Here is a 13,517-nt window from a genome sequence, read left to right as displayed (position 1 = left end):
CTTTGCCGAGTGAAAGGCTTCAAAGCCCATCATCGGATGGCTCGCTTGATGGAGCGGTGATCCTGTCCAATCAGGTTATTTAAGGTATTTAACCTGGAGTATTTCAAGACTGATCAAACCGCCAGGCATCAGCAAGCAATTAATGCTTCAGCCCGACATGGCTGGCGTTACGTTTGTCCATGACGACTTTCCCTGGAATTCCGTTCGCGTCGATGGCCTGTTTGAAAAATGGGGTAACCACCGTTTCATCTCGAAATTTTGAAAGTATAACTGATGTTACGCAGACAATTGGCCCCTACGTCAAATGGCGCCTGTAGGGTCGAATTAATTCGACCCGAGACGCCCGCCCAAGCTTTCCAGCAATCGGTATGGCTCTTGTTGAGTGCGAATTAATTCGCACCTACAAGCGCATGGGGTCGCTTTCGGTAAAGGAGACTCAAGAGCTGTAGTGCTCGGGAGCAGCAAACGGCATAAAAAAGCTGCCCGTGCGTAACATCAGAGTATAAAGCCAACGGTATCGCGAATTGATCAACGGCGCGATAAATAGTCCCATTCATCTTCGACCTTGATATAGAGGTTTGGTTGCGTTAGCGGAGGGTACATCGATTTCAGTAAGCTGTGCGCTCAACCGACACTGCGGATCAAGGGGGACAGATGACGGCAGTCGGGAGCACATGCTCCCGGCCGCTAAACGGTTCTATGCCTTGGCAGCCTGAGTCCGTCCGCGTTTATCGAAAATTAACGCAACAGAACCGACTGGAGGACAATGACTTGCTGGCGTTTGCCAGGTGATGATCACTGGATTATCCACAAAAGTTGTGAATAGACTTCATTAAAAATAAAAGAGCCACCCGGAGGTGGCTCTTTAGGATGTCATTATCAGACTGATTATACTGACAGTGCTTAGACAGACAGGTTGCGTTTTAATTTATTACGACGGGATACGCCACCCAGGCCCATAAGTGCACTGCCGAACAACCAGACGGCGGCAGGGACCGGCACTTGACTAACTTGGCCGTTGGCCAGGAATGTCAGTTCATTCTGGAGTAAACGCTCTGCGTCCAGAAGTGGTGAATGGAAATTAGTAGTTGTTTGGCCACCGAACATGACTAATCCCTGGCCATAAAGCATGTAGCTCAATATTGAACCATTCTCGCCATCGATTAAAGATATTAATGAATCTCCGGTTACCGACGCGTGTGAGAACCAAGTCCCAGTGTATTGATCGGTTATGCCGCCTGCGAGTAAGCCAGCCGCGGCTCCGTCGGCGTTGACGGAGGCAGTCCCTGAATATGCGCTATAATTAAGGTTAGCGCCAAACAAGAGGGAGAAAGACGATCCCTGGTTAGGGGCTGAATTGATGAAAAGACGTCCGCCGTTTGTCACATAGTTTTCGAGTGAAGCTCTGTTCAATTGGAGGAAGCTGTTTAATTCGTTTGCGTTGGAATCGCTGCCATCAATGAAAGCAGCATCTGATGCCAAAATAGCATTCAAATCATAGGCATTACCTCTGCTCCATTGTCCGGCACCGAAAGCGCCATCCATCGCCGTATCGTTTGTGGTGTTGCCCCACGGGTTGTTGCTGCCTGACTGATACACATACCCCGCATGGGCCGTCATGGTTACTATGAATAATAGTAATGCGGATAAAACTCTGATCATTTCTTGTTCCTTGAATTAATTCACTAAAAAGTTTTCACAATACATCTTCTTCTTCCCTCTCATCATCACCCAAACGGGTGATAAACTGAAAAAACTGGACTTTTATACACATCTTAATAATCAGGGCTTACGCATTTTCCCTTCTTCTGCTAGAAGAAGGTTGGAATGAGGCCATTTTAAAAAACTGTTTTTGAAACTTGCAGGGGCGACTTCATCGCCCGTGCATGCTTGCGTAATTCCTACAGAATAGCGGTTTAAAGTCCAGCGGTACTTGATCAAATCAGTCAAAACCTTTTGGCGATACGTCCTGTGATGCGTTCAGCTCCGTCACGGAGCATCTCGCCTTGCAATATTCACGATGCCCTTGGTTCTTGCTTCGCCTGGCGGGGCAATTTTAAAATTGCCCCGTCTTCATTTTTTCACGCAACACGTCAAGGTATTCCGAGCCTACCGCCAATTCGCTGAGAGAATCCTTTAGCGCCACTTTATAAACCTCATTCTCACCGGCACGAGGTTTCAAGCTTCGGACCTGTTTCAAGTTAACGAGATGGCTTCTGTGAATTTGCAGGAATCCCAAGACCGTGTATTTGTGTTCCCATTCCTTGATGGTCCCGTTAACACCATCCAGGACCTTGTTATTCGACAAGTGGATTTTCAGGGTATTGGCGGCTTTATTTTTAGTGATAAAAACGATCTCTCCAGGATCGATAAATTCGGTGTGCCATTCATGCTCATCAAAATGGTTCGTAATGCGATGGCGCACTACGATACGTTTGGGCTGAATGACTTTCTCAGGAAGCGTAGCGGGTTGTTGTTTCCGTATCCAATCCAATGCTTCATCCACTTTGTCATCATCCAGTGGTTTAAGTAAATAATGAGCAGGATGTAAACGATGGGCTTCCACGGCGGTTTGCTGATAACCGGTGATGAATACTATCCATGGCGAACGGGCCATTCTGTTGATGGCATAGGCCAGATCCAAGCCGGCCCGTTCGTTTTCAGCTTGAATGTGAATATCCAGAAACACGCCGTCTATTTCGGGATATTCGTTAATTAATCGCCACGCGTCCTGCGAGTTGGCCGCTTCCGCGATAACTTCAAAATCCGGGTGCCGGCGCTTGAGTATGCTTTTCAGATCTTCGCGCGCCCAACACTCATCGTCCACGATAATCACGGAGCGTTTATCTACCATGGTATTGTTCTCTTGGGAATAGTCAAAATAACTTCAGTGCCAAGTCCTTCCCGACTTTTAATCGTCATGGTCGATTGCTGCGGGAAGGCCAGTTTGAGCGTTTGCCGCAAATGATAAAGTGCGCTGCCGTTACCGTCTGGCGAGTCCAGCGGACGTTTACCCAGTTCCGCCAGGCGCCGGGCTGGAATACCGATACCACTATCCCTGACGCGCACGGTGAATGTGTCGCCGTGATCCTCGCCGATGATATTAATTTTAAGAGCCCCCGTTTGACCTTTCATGCCGTGCAGCAGGGCATTTTCGGCAAGGGTTTGCAAACAACGCGGCGGCAATTGGCAATTGAGAAGTGGTGGTGAAATATTGCGCTGAATATGAAACGCATCCGGAAAGCGTAGCGTCTGAAAATCCAGATAGCGTTCCACCTGGGCTAATTCCTGTTGCAGCGAGATCGAATTAGCTCCGGCATCCCGACGCGTATCATCCATAAAACGCGCCAGTTTCACCACGTATTGCGAAGCGGCTTCCGGGTCCCGCCGGATCAACGCCTTGATGGCATTCAAGGTGTTATTCATGAAATGCGGCTCGATTTGCGCTGTTAATGCCCTTAATTCGGCCTGCTGGGCCTGAATTTTCAGCCTGTCCCTTTCCAAATCCTGCATCACGAACAGAAACAGCAGAACGCCCAGCGTATTGACGACAGCCACAGGCAGCGCGGTTTCTGAAGCCAGGATCAGCGCATCGGCTTGCGGCTCCACCCAAACCAGCAAGATCAATTTTTGCATGGCCGTGCCAATTAATGCGGTAATGCCCGCTCCGGTTATACTGGTTGCCCAATGCGGCCGATACTGGAAAACCAGTCCGGCCCATAGGCCCTGCATCACCGTTGCAAAGGCGCTGGCGTTCCCGGCCAGACCGCCCAGCAAATAGCGTTCAAAACCCGCGAGAAATCCCGCGCCTAACCCAACCCAGGGTCCGCCAGTCAAGCCGGCCGCCAACACCATCAGGTCGCGAAAACCGATCACGGCCTGGGAATGGTTCACGTCATCCGAAAGGGCCGCAGGCCAAGTGATGTGTTTATCGACATGATGCACATCCAATAAAAGTCCGCTGTGGGTTCCTATGATTGCGAATATCCCGAAAAACGTGGCGGAAACCAGACGGTTGCGCCACCGGCGGGAATCACCCCGCAAAGCCTGTCTAAGCCAGTCCATGCGAATGGATACGTAGGCCGCCATCAGTACTACGCAGACACGCTGCGACAACTGCGCGGTATTGTCCAGCCAATCCAGCATCATGTTTGTAGGATAGTGCATGTTGAACTCTCGATATTCAAGGAAGTTGCATCAATTGTTTTCTCCGCGAGAACAAGAATCAGCTTGATTTTAAAGCTGACTTTAGTTTAGCCAAAATTGTATTCCGCAGTCCCGCTTTTCATCCGGAAATCCCTGTCATTCATCAGCCAATACCCTTGTTTGGCGATACCCGTATGGCAGTGCTGTTTTGTTTTAGCAATACTCAGCCCAACCATCGGGAACGCGAAGTGACAAATTGCAGCCTCGCTGGTCTGGGGATTCTTAATCAGGCCGGTGACCATGCATAAAAATAAACACTTGCGGCGAAGATTCAACTCCTCAGACTTTCCAAAGGCGATTTTATGAACGAGTTAGAACAGGCACTGTATGAGCGCATCATGCGCTTCTCATTCGATACCGGCAACGAACCATTGACATTCGAAAAAAGATTGCGCTTTGAAAACGATTGGTCGTCTGATTACTGCGCGCGCGTCATCGAGGAATATAAACGCTTCGTTTTCCTGGCGATTGTCGCGGGCCACCCCGTAACCCCGTCGGACCAGGTCGATCAGGCATGGCATCTGCACCTGACTTACACAAAGCCCTACTGGGATGATTTTTGCCCCCAGGTGCTGGGAAAACCGCTGCATCACGTGCCGACCCGCGGCGGCCCGCAAGAGGCGGAAAAGTTCCGGCAGTGGTACGAGAATACGCTCGACAGTTACTATCGCTTTTTCGGCCAAAGACCACCGGAAGATATCTGGCCCGATGCTTCCGTACGATTCGGCGAGGATCTGTATTTCCAAAGGGTTAATATAAAACGGCATTGGATCATGCCGAGACAGCAACTGACTCGTTTACTGCGTAACACTGCCAGCGGAATTTTTCTGTTCTTCCTTTTTTTGGGCTTTCCGCTGATGCTAGTGAATGGTGACTGGCAGTCGAGTTCTTCCTGGGAAGTTGAATTTAGCTCGAAAAATGCGCTTGGCATAGGCGTTGTTATCAGCTTATTCCTTTCCAAAATCAGCGATCATCATGGATTCAGTCTGGTTGTAGGCATAATGCTTATCGCAGGACTCATGGGATTTATAGAGCATTATAATTGGCTCCGTTGCCCGCGATGCAAGCAATCGCAAGCACTGAAAAAGACCGAAGCGACTGAATCGGACGATGCGTCCCTACGCGAGCGTGAAGAGTGGGAATGCCGGTTTTGCGGTTATAAACTCTGGAGAAACAAGTCTTCAGGCGGCGGCGGGGGCGGAGATGGAGGAAACGGGGGAGATGGAGGCGGCTGCGGTGGCTGTGGAGGTTGCGGCGGATAAAGCTCATCTATGCGCCTTTATGCGTCTTGGAATCGATCATGACAATAAGGACTGTGGAACTCTTCAATAAACGCAATGCATAATCAAGCTTCAGATTTCTTCGGGACAATATGTACGACCTGTTCCGTGGCACAGAAAAGCGCTTAATGCTACGGGCATAAACGCCACATCAATACTATGCCTATGTCCAAAAGGCATAGTATTGATGAATTCAATTGCAAGGCATCGGGCAAATAGCCTGTTTCTTTTTTTACCGCTACCGTTTATGAATCCGCATCTTCTCGTCCCGCCGGTTTATCCATGCCCCTGAATACCGAACAGCGCTTGAACACATCCAGGGCCGGCGCCATCCGTTTTTGCTGGCAGAACTTGGCGGCCAGTTTGGTCAGGCCCTTGATTTCCCTGCCGGTCGCGTCAGGGAAAGCATCCGCCAGTTGCTCGATCAGATCCGCTTCGACGGCCAGGTCGAACTGCTCGGTCATGACTTGCCAGATTTTGACCCGGTCCGCGCGTTGCGGTGGATAATACCGGATCAGGGCGATGCAGCGGGAAATGATGGCTTCATCGATGTCATCGATGCGGTTGGTGGTTAAAAACAGCAGGCCGTTGAAATATTCCAGCACGCGCAGAAACACGCCGACCACGGCGTTCGAGGACAGGCTGTCGTTGCGGCGGCGAATGTAGACATCGGCTTCATCGATCAGCATCACGGCGCCCCAGCGCTGCGCGCGGATCAGGGTGTCCTTGAGCGCTTTCTCCATTTCCGCGACGTTCAAGCCCAATTGCCCGGAATGCACGCGGTACAGCGGGCGCTGGATGATTTCCGAATACACCTCGGCGGTCAGCGTCTTGCCGACCCCGGCGGGGCCCGCGCAGAGCACCGTCGTGCCGCCGGATTTGCCTTCCACGATATCATCCATCAGCACATCCATTTCCGCAGTCAGAATGTCGATCAGATCGGTCTGCTCGGGCGGCAGAATCAGCTTTTGCTTCAATTCAGGCTGGTAGCGGTAGGGCTGCATATTGTCGACATGCACCCAGACGTGATGATGCAGTTCCAGATGAAACATCAGCATGTAGCCGTGTACCGGCAGTTCAGTGAACAAGCCCTTGGGAATGGACGCCCTGGATGCTTCCGCCTGCTGTTCCACCTTGCTGTCGTAGCGCGTGCTTTTGCCGGCGCGGCGCAGAAAGCCGCCCAGGATATCCCCGGACGCTTCCAGTGTCAGGGCGCGATCGCTGATAATATTTTCGTCATTGACCAGCCGGGTGTTGCCGCCGCCGGAAGACAGCACGACGACATTCTTGCGGGTCCAGTCGTTACTGCGGTGATTGGCGGTCGGGTCCTCGGCATAGATGCCCGTGCCCTTGCCCGAGAACTGCTCGCCGTAGCGTGCCCGCCAGTCGAAATAGCGCCCGGCGGATTCGTCATAGGCCGCGATCAGTTCCGGCGTTTCCTTCAGATAGCCTTTCATGGCGAGGATTTCGCTGATCGATTGCCCGTCGATGTCTTTTTGCCGGATGATCAGGTTTTCGATGGCGATTTTGCCGCGCGAGTTGGCTTTCAGTTCGATCAGTATACGGCCGGCTTCCTCTTCGCCGGGCGGCGTATAGTCCAGGCGGGTGATCAAATAGGCCGTGGTTCTGCCGGATGGGCTGACGCGGAACAGCCAGCCGCGCAGCGCATCTTCAACCAGATATCCGGCAATCGCCGGCACCAGCTTTTCCAGGTCCTCGGTCGAATACTTTTGCCCGTCGTCATTGAGCGCTTTTTGCAGCGTGGCAATCATCGCCGCCTGGCTGTGCATATCGGGGCCGGCCTGCTGGTAGAGATTCCCCAGATAGCCGAGTTCGGAACTGGATAGATAATTAAAAGGCACTTCCGCTTTGTTGCCGAAGCGCAGTTGATCCTTAAGCGGCTTCAGTCCCGGAAATTCCGCCACCATTGCATCGACATAGGTTCTTTCAATCTGCAGTTTCATTTTCTGATGCCTCTTTAAGAGAGTTTGTAGGCTGGGTTGATAAACCCAGCATTTCGAAGCTTCCTAATGCTGGGTTTATCAACCCAGCCTACGACTGACGCTATCCTTCTGCTGTGGCAGGCTGTAAAAATCCATGCCCGGCTGTTCCTCATACGGGTTTTGCAGCAGCGCCAATAGCCTGTCCAGCTCGGTGAAATCGCCTTGCCCGGCGCTTTGCACGGCCTGATCCAGAAAATGCCCGCGCAGGACATAACAGGGATTGACGCGGCTCATGCGTTCCCGGCGTTCGCCCGGCGGCGACTTTTCCAGGCTCAGGCGGTCCTGGTAGCTGTCCAGCCAACTTTGCAGCGAGGCAGAATACCTCAAGCCCCGACCAGGCTCGAAGCAGGCAAGGTCGCGAAAAAAGCCGGCATAGTCGGTGCCGCAACGGGCCAGCGCTGACAACAGGCTGTTCACTAAATCGATATCGCCCGGATGCTGCGTTTGCAGGCCCAGTTTCGCCCGCATGGCTTGCAGATAATGCTGCTGGTAGGTTTGCCGGTACAAGCGCAGCAAGCCGGCGGGTATGGTCGGCGAGGACAATAGCGAGGTAAACGACTGGGCCAGCGCCAGACAGTTCCAGCGGCCGATGTCGGGCTGCTGGTCGTACTGATAACGATGCTGGTCGTCGGATGGATTCGGTGAAAACCCGGGATCATACGCTTCCATGAAACCGAACGGCCCCAGATCCAGCGTCTCGCCGCTCAGGGCCATGTTATCGGTATTCATGACACCGTGCACGAACCCCACGCTTTGCCAATCGGCAATCAAGCGGGCCGTTCGTTCGATGACCGTTTCCAGAAGGCGCAGAGGCCATTTTTCTGCTGCTTCATTGAGCAATTCGGGGAAATGGCGTTCGATGACAAAGACAAACAATTCCCGCAGGTCGTCGATATCATCACGGTGATGAAAGTATTCGAAATGGCCGAAACGGATATGCGATCGGGCCATTCTGACCAGGATGGCGGCGGTTTCGCCGGGTTCCCGCCGTATTTCGGTGCCGCTGCCCAGCAGGCAGAGCGCCCGCGTGCAGGGAATGCCGAGCGCTGTTAGCGCCTCGCCGGCCAGATATTCCCGGATCGCGGCGCCGAGCGGGTAACGGCCGTCCAGCGTCCTTGAATAAGGCGTCAATCCTGCGCCTTTCAACTGGATTTCGTAGGTTTGCCGGTTCACCCCTTGCGTCTCGCCCAGGGTAATAGCGCGGCCATCGCCCAACTGTGAGGTAAAGATGCCGAACTGATGCCCTGCGTAAACCGTGGCAATGGGCTGCATGCCGGACGGCAGCGCATCACCGTTAAAACAGCGCAGCGCCTCATCATTGCTTATTTGTTCGGCATTCAATCCCAATAGTTGTGCCGCCTGCGCATTGCAATGCGCGAAATAGGGCGCGGCCAATGGCGTCGGATCAACCCGCCGGTAGAATGACGGCGACCGTTGCAGCCAGTGGTTGGTCCATTGCAGCGTGTTCATTGTCATCGCTTGCAGTTACCGGCCGAGCGCCGCATGCAGGACCTCGGCAATATGCAGCGGCTTTGCGTGGCCGCCATTGAGGATTTGCTGCTGGCAGGAAAAGCCGTTGGCGACAACCGTTGCATCGGGCTCCGCCCGCAAGGCCGGGTATAGTCCCTGCTCCGCCATTTCGCGCGAGACACCGGCATGTTCGGACTCCAGGCCGAATTGTCCGGCCATGCCGCAGCACGATGATTCGATTTGTTCGCTATCCAGCTCCGGGATCAGCTTCAGCACTTTGCGCATCGCTTTAGTCGCGCCGACCGCCTTCTGATGGCAATGGCCATGTATCAGCAGTTTTTGTCGGCCCAGCGCATTGAAGGTCAACGTCCAGCGTTTGGCCGTGTGTTCCCTGGCGATAAATTCTTCCAGCAATACCGCTTTCGCGGCCAATTGCCGGGCCTGCTCGCCCAGGCCCATGCTCAGATATTCATCCCGCAGGCTGAGAATGCAGGAAGGCTCCAGGCCGATGATCCAGCGATCCGCTTCCAGATGCGGCGCCAGCGCCTGCAATAAGCGACGGGCTTCCTGGCGGGCCTCGGCAATCATGCCGTTGGCGAAATAGGTCCGCCCGCAGCATAGCGGCCGCTTTGCCGCGTCGGCATGCCCGTCTTCAGCCAGCAAATGAACCCGGTAGCCTGCGGCCGCGAGCACCGAGACAGCGGCCTCGGCAACGGTCGGATTGAAATGGCGGTTGAAGGTGTCGACGAACAACACGACTTCCGGCATGTCAGTGTCATTTTGCAGTTTGTTCCATACGGATGCCGCGCTGAACGGCTGTTCGGCAGGTTCCGGCAGTTTTACGCCGGCACTGATGCCCAGCAATCGGTCCGCGCATTGCGCCAGGACTCGATGACGGTTGCGCCATCTGATCAACCGGCCAGCCTTGGGGAACCGAGCCAGCAATTTGGGCACTGCCGCAAACAGGCGATTGCGTAACGGCGTGCCAGTGGCACTGAATCGCTGGGCCAGATATTCGGCTTTTATCAGTGCCATATCCACTTCATTCTCGCATTCGCGTTTGCAACCCTTGCAGCTGACGCACAGATCCATCGCCTCGGCCAGTTCGCCATGCTGGAACGGTGCGCGGCCTAACTCGCCGTTGAGCGCCGCTTTCAGCAATTTGACGCGGCCGCCGGTTGATAATTCGGGGTTGCCGCTGATGCGGAAACTGGGACACATCACGCCCTTGCCGGCTTGCTCGCAGGCGCGGCTGCCAATACAGACCGCAATCGCTTTGGCGTAGTCGCCGCCGGCCTTGGGAATATCGGCATAGGCGTCCCCCATGCCGGCGTCCTTATAAGCTGACCAATCGAGAAAGAGTTTCATGATGACTCTGAAGTTGATGACAACAGAGTATGAGCAAAATGGATGCCAGCGCCTTAATTACGCTAAGCGTTTGATTTATAGGAAATCGACTCTGCAAGAAAGATGTAGCAAACCTTACAAGCCGTCGGGGTGGTTCAGTTCATACTGACGTTGAGACAGAGGTCCTTGGCTGGTTGCATGGTCGATTGATCGCACTCGAAGGCGAGTGACTTTCTTTTAACAGCCTGTGTAGGCTGGGTTGGAGCTTTAGCGGAAACCCGGCATGGGAGGCCGAAAGGCCGGGTTTATCAACCCAGCCTACCGCTGTTAAAAGCTTCGGTGTTCAGCGCGGCAAACGGGATAAAAATCACCCGTGCGTAACATCTGTTTGATGACAAGCTAATCCTGATTCAGCTTCAAATGGGTTTCGGACGGCATAATCTGTATCTACTAGATACACATTTTAATTAACTACCCGTTTTGTCATTTCAAACCAGCTTACGATTAATAGAGACAATACATCGAAGCTGTGTCTTCTTATCAGCTTCGATGCAATATAGAGTAAAAAAACAGGAGGTATCAATTTATACTTTTGGCCCTTTTATTAATTCATTTAATGTATTCTTGAGCTGTTCTGTTTTATCGGCATCAAGAATGCCGCTGGAAATTTTTATCATAATTCCATTATTTGATGTGGAGAAATAGCCAATTCTTTTACTGCCAGCAAAGAATTCTTCTTTTTCCTTATTTACACTTCCGCTAATTTCACGTTTCACTTTCTGAATAATAAAATTTGCGATTTTGCCCTGATCAATCTCGCTGTTTTCAAGCAGATACAGAGCCTCCTTTAAGGCAGCCATTGCATGATCGTATTCATTATCCAGACAATTGTTCAATACGCGTTTTATATCGGCCGCGGCATTCCTTGAAATCAGCCTCGGATTGACTGCCAGCTTTTCAGTAATCAGATCAGGAAGAGATTCGAAAGCAAAATAGCGATACATGTCCTCTCTTTGAATGCCTAAGGCTTCCGCGAGTCTTTTTTTCGTTGGGAAAAGCGATTCCACATTCCGAATTGATTTTGCGATTTCAAAATCGCTTAGGTCTTCACGGTTAACGTTTTCGGTAATGGCCATTACCGCCATGTCGCCATCATCGCAGGCAAAGAGCATGGCAGGTATCATCTCTTTATTTAATTGCTTGAAAGCGCGGTATCTGCGCTCGCCCGCAATAATCTGATATTGATTGTCGTCAACTTTGCGAATCGCGATAGGTTGTATAAGACCGATTTCCTCGATTGAATTCGCCAAGTCCGTGATTTCCGCTTCTGGAAATATCCGTCTCGGTTGATAAGGATTCGGTTTGATTTGCGACAAAGGGATATCGACAGATCTACTGTTTGAAAAGTCAGATTGGCCTTTGAATTTTGGTAAAACATCAGGTGCATTTTCCCTGACCGCACCTGATTGTATAAGTCCGCTTACAGTCACTGGTTTTTTCATAAGTTTCTCAGATAATCCTCATTCCGCCAATTTTAAGGTCGTATTCTTTAAGCAGACTTTTGGCCAGATCAATGATTGAACGCGCAGCTATGGAATTGGGTTCCCGTTCCAGCACCGTGCCGCTATCTTCTTCCTTAAACAACTCTACCTGTCTCATGAAACTGGACGCATGCGGTATGACATTGTCATTCAATTTATTCTGATAACTTGAAAACAGCGTGGACAGTGCGTCTTTGCAGGTGGTGTAACTCGGGTGGTATCCGTTTGCAATAATATGAACATCAAGATGAAATCCTGAGGAATGAAACGCTTCATTGAGTTCATTGACGTTACTGGCTAATACCTGCATCGCCTTTAACGATTGCCCGTCAAGCCATACTACCGCCAATATCTTGTTGCAGCTGCACATGAATGCATTCGTTAACAGATTTGTGGAGGGAGCGGAGTCGATCATGACTACGTCGTATTGGCTGAAAAAGCCGATATTGGCATCAAGGAACTTCTTAAAGGCAAATTCTCGATTGGTGACCCCCATCAGCCAGGAGTCCGTGTTGGCCAGGGAAATATCCGAAGCAATCAAATCAAGCATATTTCCTTCATAGAGCGGCATGATCGCATCTTCAATGCGGTAAGCCTCTTTGCGCGATTGCTTCTGCATAAGCTCGCCGATATGGGTAATATTCTCATTTGCCCAGTTAATGCCGAACAACCCCGTCAACGATGCCTGGGGGTCGCCATCGATCATCAGGACTTTGTAGCCAAGCATGGCAAGGGCCGAGGCAACCCCGCCGCAAATGGTAGTCTTCCCAACGCCGCCTTTTGCCATTCTACAATTGATAATGGGTGGCAAAACTTTTTCATTTTCCAGGGAAGAAGGATCGATCCCATGCAACTTCAGCTTTGCATTTCGTATTTCCAGCGCCGAGTAGGTGTTGTGATAGCTATCGTTTTTTTTATCCGGAAACAGTGCCCTGAATTCAGCCGAGCTTCCCATAAACCCGACAAATTCTTTTGCGAGTTTTAGTTTTACTGCGAAATTTCTCATTATATTCTCGCGAGAAGCCCGGCCTGTTAAAACCGGGAGGGATAGCGTCCACCGTTAAGGCGGCCATCTCGCTTATCCTTATTTTTAGGCGCTATCTGTTAATTTACTAAATAATATTGATTATCGAATTATAGGTTTGAATAAGTTATTTAATCAGAAAATTTGCCGCGCAACTTTAAAAATATACTGATCTGTTTTCAGTATAAAGCACATTAATAATCTTGCAAACATTTTCATAAAAATAATAAAAAGATGTTTACAGAATAAGTCAATGTAATCTTATTTGATACAAAAGTGTATCTATTAGATACACTTTTGTAGGCTGAATTGAAATACCATTATCTGATGTTACGTAGTTATTCGAATTTAGACAGCTTAGTTTTTATTATTAAGGTATTGCTATCGCGACGTTATTTGAATCGGGTTTTACGGAAAACAGCACTGTTTTTCGCCTTGGCAGGCGGCTGTACCGTGCAAATCGGAAATTCTGCCGAATTTGTCTTGCGTCCCCCACTTATGACAGCCTGTGTAGGCTGGGTTGGAGCTTTAGCGGAAACCCGGCATGGGCGGCCCGAAAGGCTGGGTTTAGCAACCCAGCCTACCGCGTTAAAAGTTGCGGTGCCCGGCGCGGTAAACGGGCTAAAAATGATCCGTCCGTAACATC

Annotated in this window: 11 protein-coding genes; 2 read left to right on the top strand and 9 right to left on the bottom strand. The window is 51.1% G+C overall.

Annotated elements, in window-relative coordinates; translation table 11 throughout:
* Positions 1-903: 903 nt before the first annotated feature.
* The 4 genes from METLU_RS0121380 to METLU_RS0121365 all read right to left on the bottom strand — a co-directional run bounded on the left by METLU_RS0121380 (position 904) and on the right by METLU_RS0121365 (position 4,448).
* Positions 904-1,662, bottom strand: a complete 759-nt coding sequence (locus tag METLU_RS0121380) for a VPLPA-CTERM sorting domain-containing protein (protein ID WP_027159998.1) — start codon at positions 1,660-1,662, stop codon at positions 904-906.
* Positions 1,663-2,056: 394 nt separating this feature from the next.
* The gene (locus METLU_RS0121375) at positions 2,057-2,854 is read right to left on the bottom strand and encodes a LytR/AlgR family response regulator transcription factor (RefSeq protein WP_027159997.1); all 798 of its coding nucleotides are present in this window, start codon (positions 2,852-2,854) and stop codon (positions 2,057-2,059) included.
* On the bottom strand, positions 2,848-4,167 hold the full coding sequence (locus METLU_RS0121370; protein WP_081679162.1) for a sensor histidine kinase: 1,320 nt from the start codon (positions 4,165-4,167) through the stop codon (positions 2,848-2,850). The genes METLU_RS0121375 and METLU_RS0121370 overlap by 7 nt, the downstream gene beginning before the upstream one ends.
* 86 nt (positions 4,168-4,253) lie before the next feature.
* Entirely contained in the window at positions 4,254-4,448 is a 195-nt protein-coding gene (locus tag METLU_RS0121365; protein ID WP_027159995.1) for a hypothetical protein, read from the bottom strand.
* 60 nt (positions 4,449-4,508) lie between these two features.
* On the opposite strand from METLU_RS0121365, the gene METLU_RS0121360 reads away from it, so the two are divergent.
* Positions 4,509-5,468 carry a glycine-rich domain-containing protein gene (locus METLU_RS0121360; RefSeq protein WP_036243366.1) on the top strand — a complete coding sequence of 320 codons (960 nt, stop codon included), beginning with the start codon at positions 4,509-4,511 and terminating at the stop codon, positions 5,466-5,468.
* A 263-nt stretch (positions 5,469-5,731) separates the two neighbouring features.
* On the opposite strand, the gene METLU_RS26110 is transcribed toward METLU_RS0121360, so the two are convergent.
* The 5 genes from METLU_RS26110 to METLU_RS0121335 form a co-directional block, all read right to left on the bottom strand.
* On the bottom strand, positions 5,732-7,450 hold the full coding sequence (locus tag METLU_RS26110; RefSeq protein ID WP_036243363.1) for an AAA family ATPase: 1,719 nt from the start codon (positions 7,448-7,450) through the stop codon (positions 5,732-5,734).
* Between the two features lie 78 nt (positions 7,451-7,528).
* Positions 7,529-8,959 (bottom strand): protein adenylyltransferase SelO, encoded by a 1,431-nt coding sequence (locus METLU_RS26105; RefSeq protein ID WP_051300097.1) that lies wholly within the window; start codon positions 8,957-8,959, stop codon positions 7,529-7,531.
* Between the two features lie 15 nt (positions 8,960-8,974).
* Positions 8,975-10,327 (bottom strand): (Fe-S)-binding protein, encoded by a 1,353-nt coding sequence (locus METLU_RS0121345; protein ID WP_027159993.1) that lies wholly within the window; start codon positions 10,325-10,327, stop codon positions 8,975-8,977.
* A gap of 563 nt (positions 10,328-10,890) precedes the next feature.
* Positions 10,891-11,808, bottom strand: coding sequence for a ParB/RepB/Spo0J family partition protein (locus METLU_RS26100; RefSeq protein WP_051300095.1), 918 nt, complete (start codon positions 11,806-11,808; stop codon positions 10,891-10,893).
* Positions 11,809-11,815: 7 nt separating this feature from the next.
* Positions 11,816-12,853 carry a ParA family protein gene (locus METLU_RS0121335; RefSeq protein ID WP_081679161.1) on the bottom strand — a complete coding sequence of 346 codons (1,038 nt, stop codon included), beginning with the start codon at positions 12,851-12,853 and terminating at the stop codon, positions 11,816-11,818.
* A gap of 327 nt (positions 12,854-13,180) precedes the next feature.
* Here METLU_RS0121335 and METLU_RS28130 point away from each other — a divergent pair, with 327 nt between their 5' ends.
* Complete coding sequence (locus tag METLU_RS28130; RefSeq protein ID WP_155920656.1) at positions 13,181-13,513, top strand: hypothetical protein; 333 nt, start codon at positions 13,181-13,183, stop codon at positions 13,511-13,513.
* The last annotated feature ends 4 nt before the right edge of the window (positions 13,514-13,517 follow it).

The organism is Methylobacter luteus IMV-B-3098 (genome assembly GCF_000427625.1).
Lineage (GTDB): Bacteria > Pseudomonadota > Gammaproteobacteria > Methylococcales > Methylomonadaceae > Methylobacter > Methylobacter luteus.
This window is presented reverse-complemented; position numbering and strand designations above follow the sequence as displayed.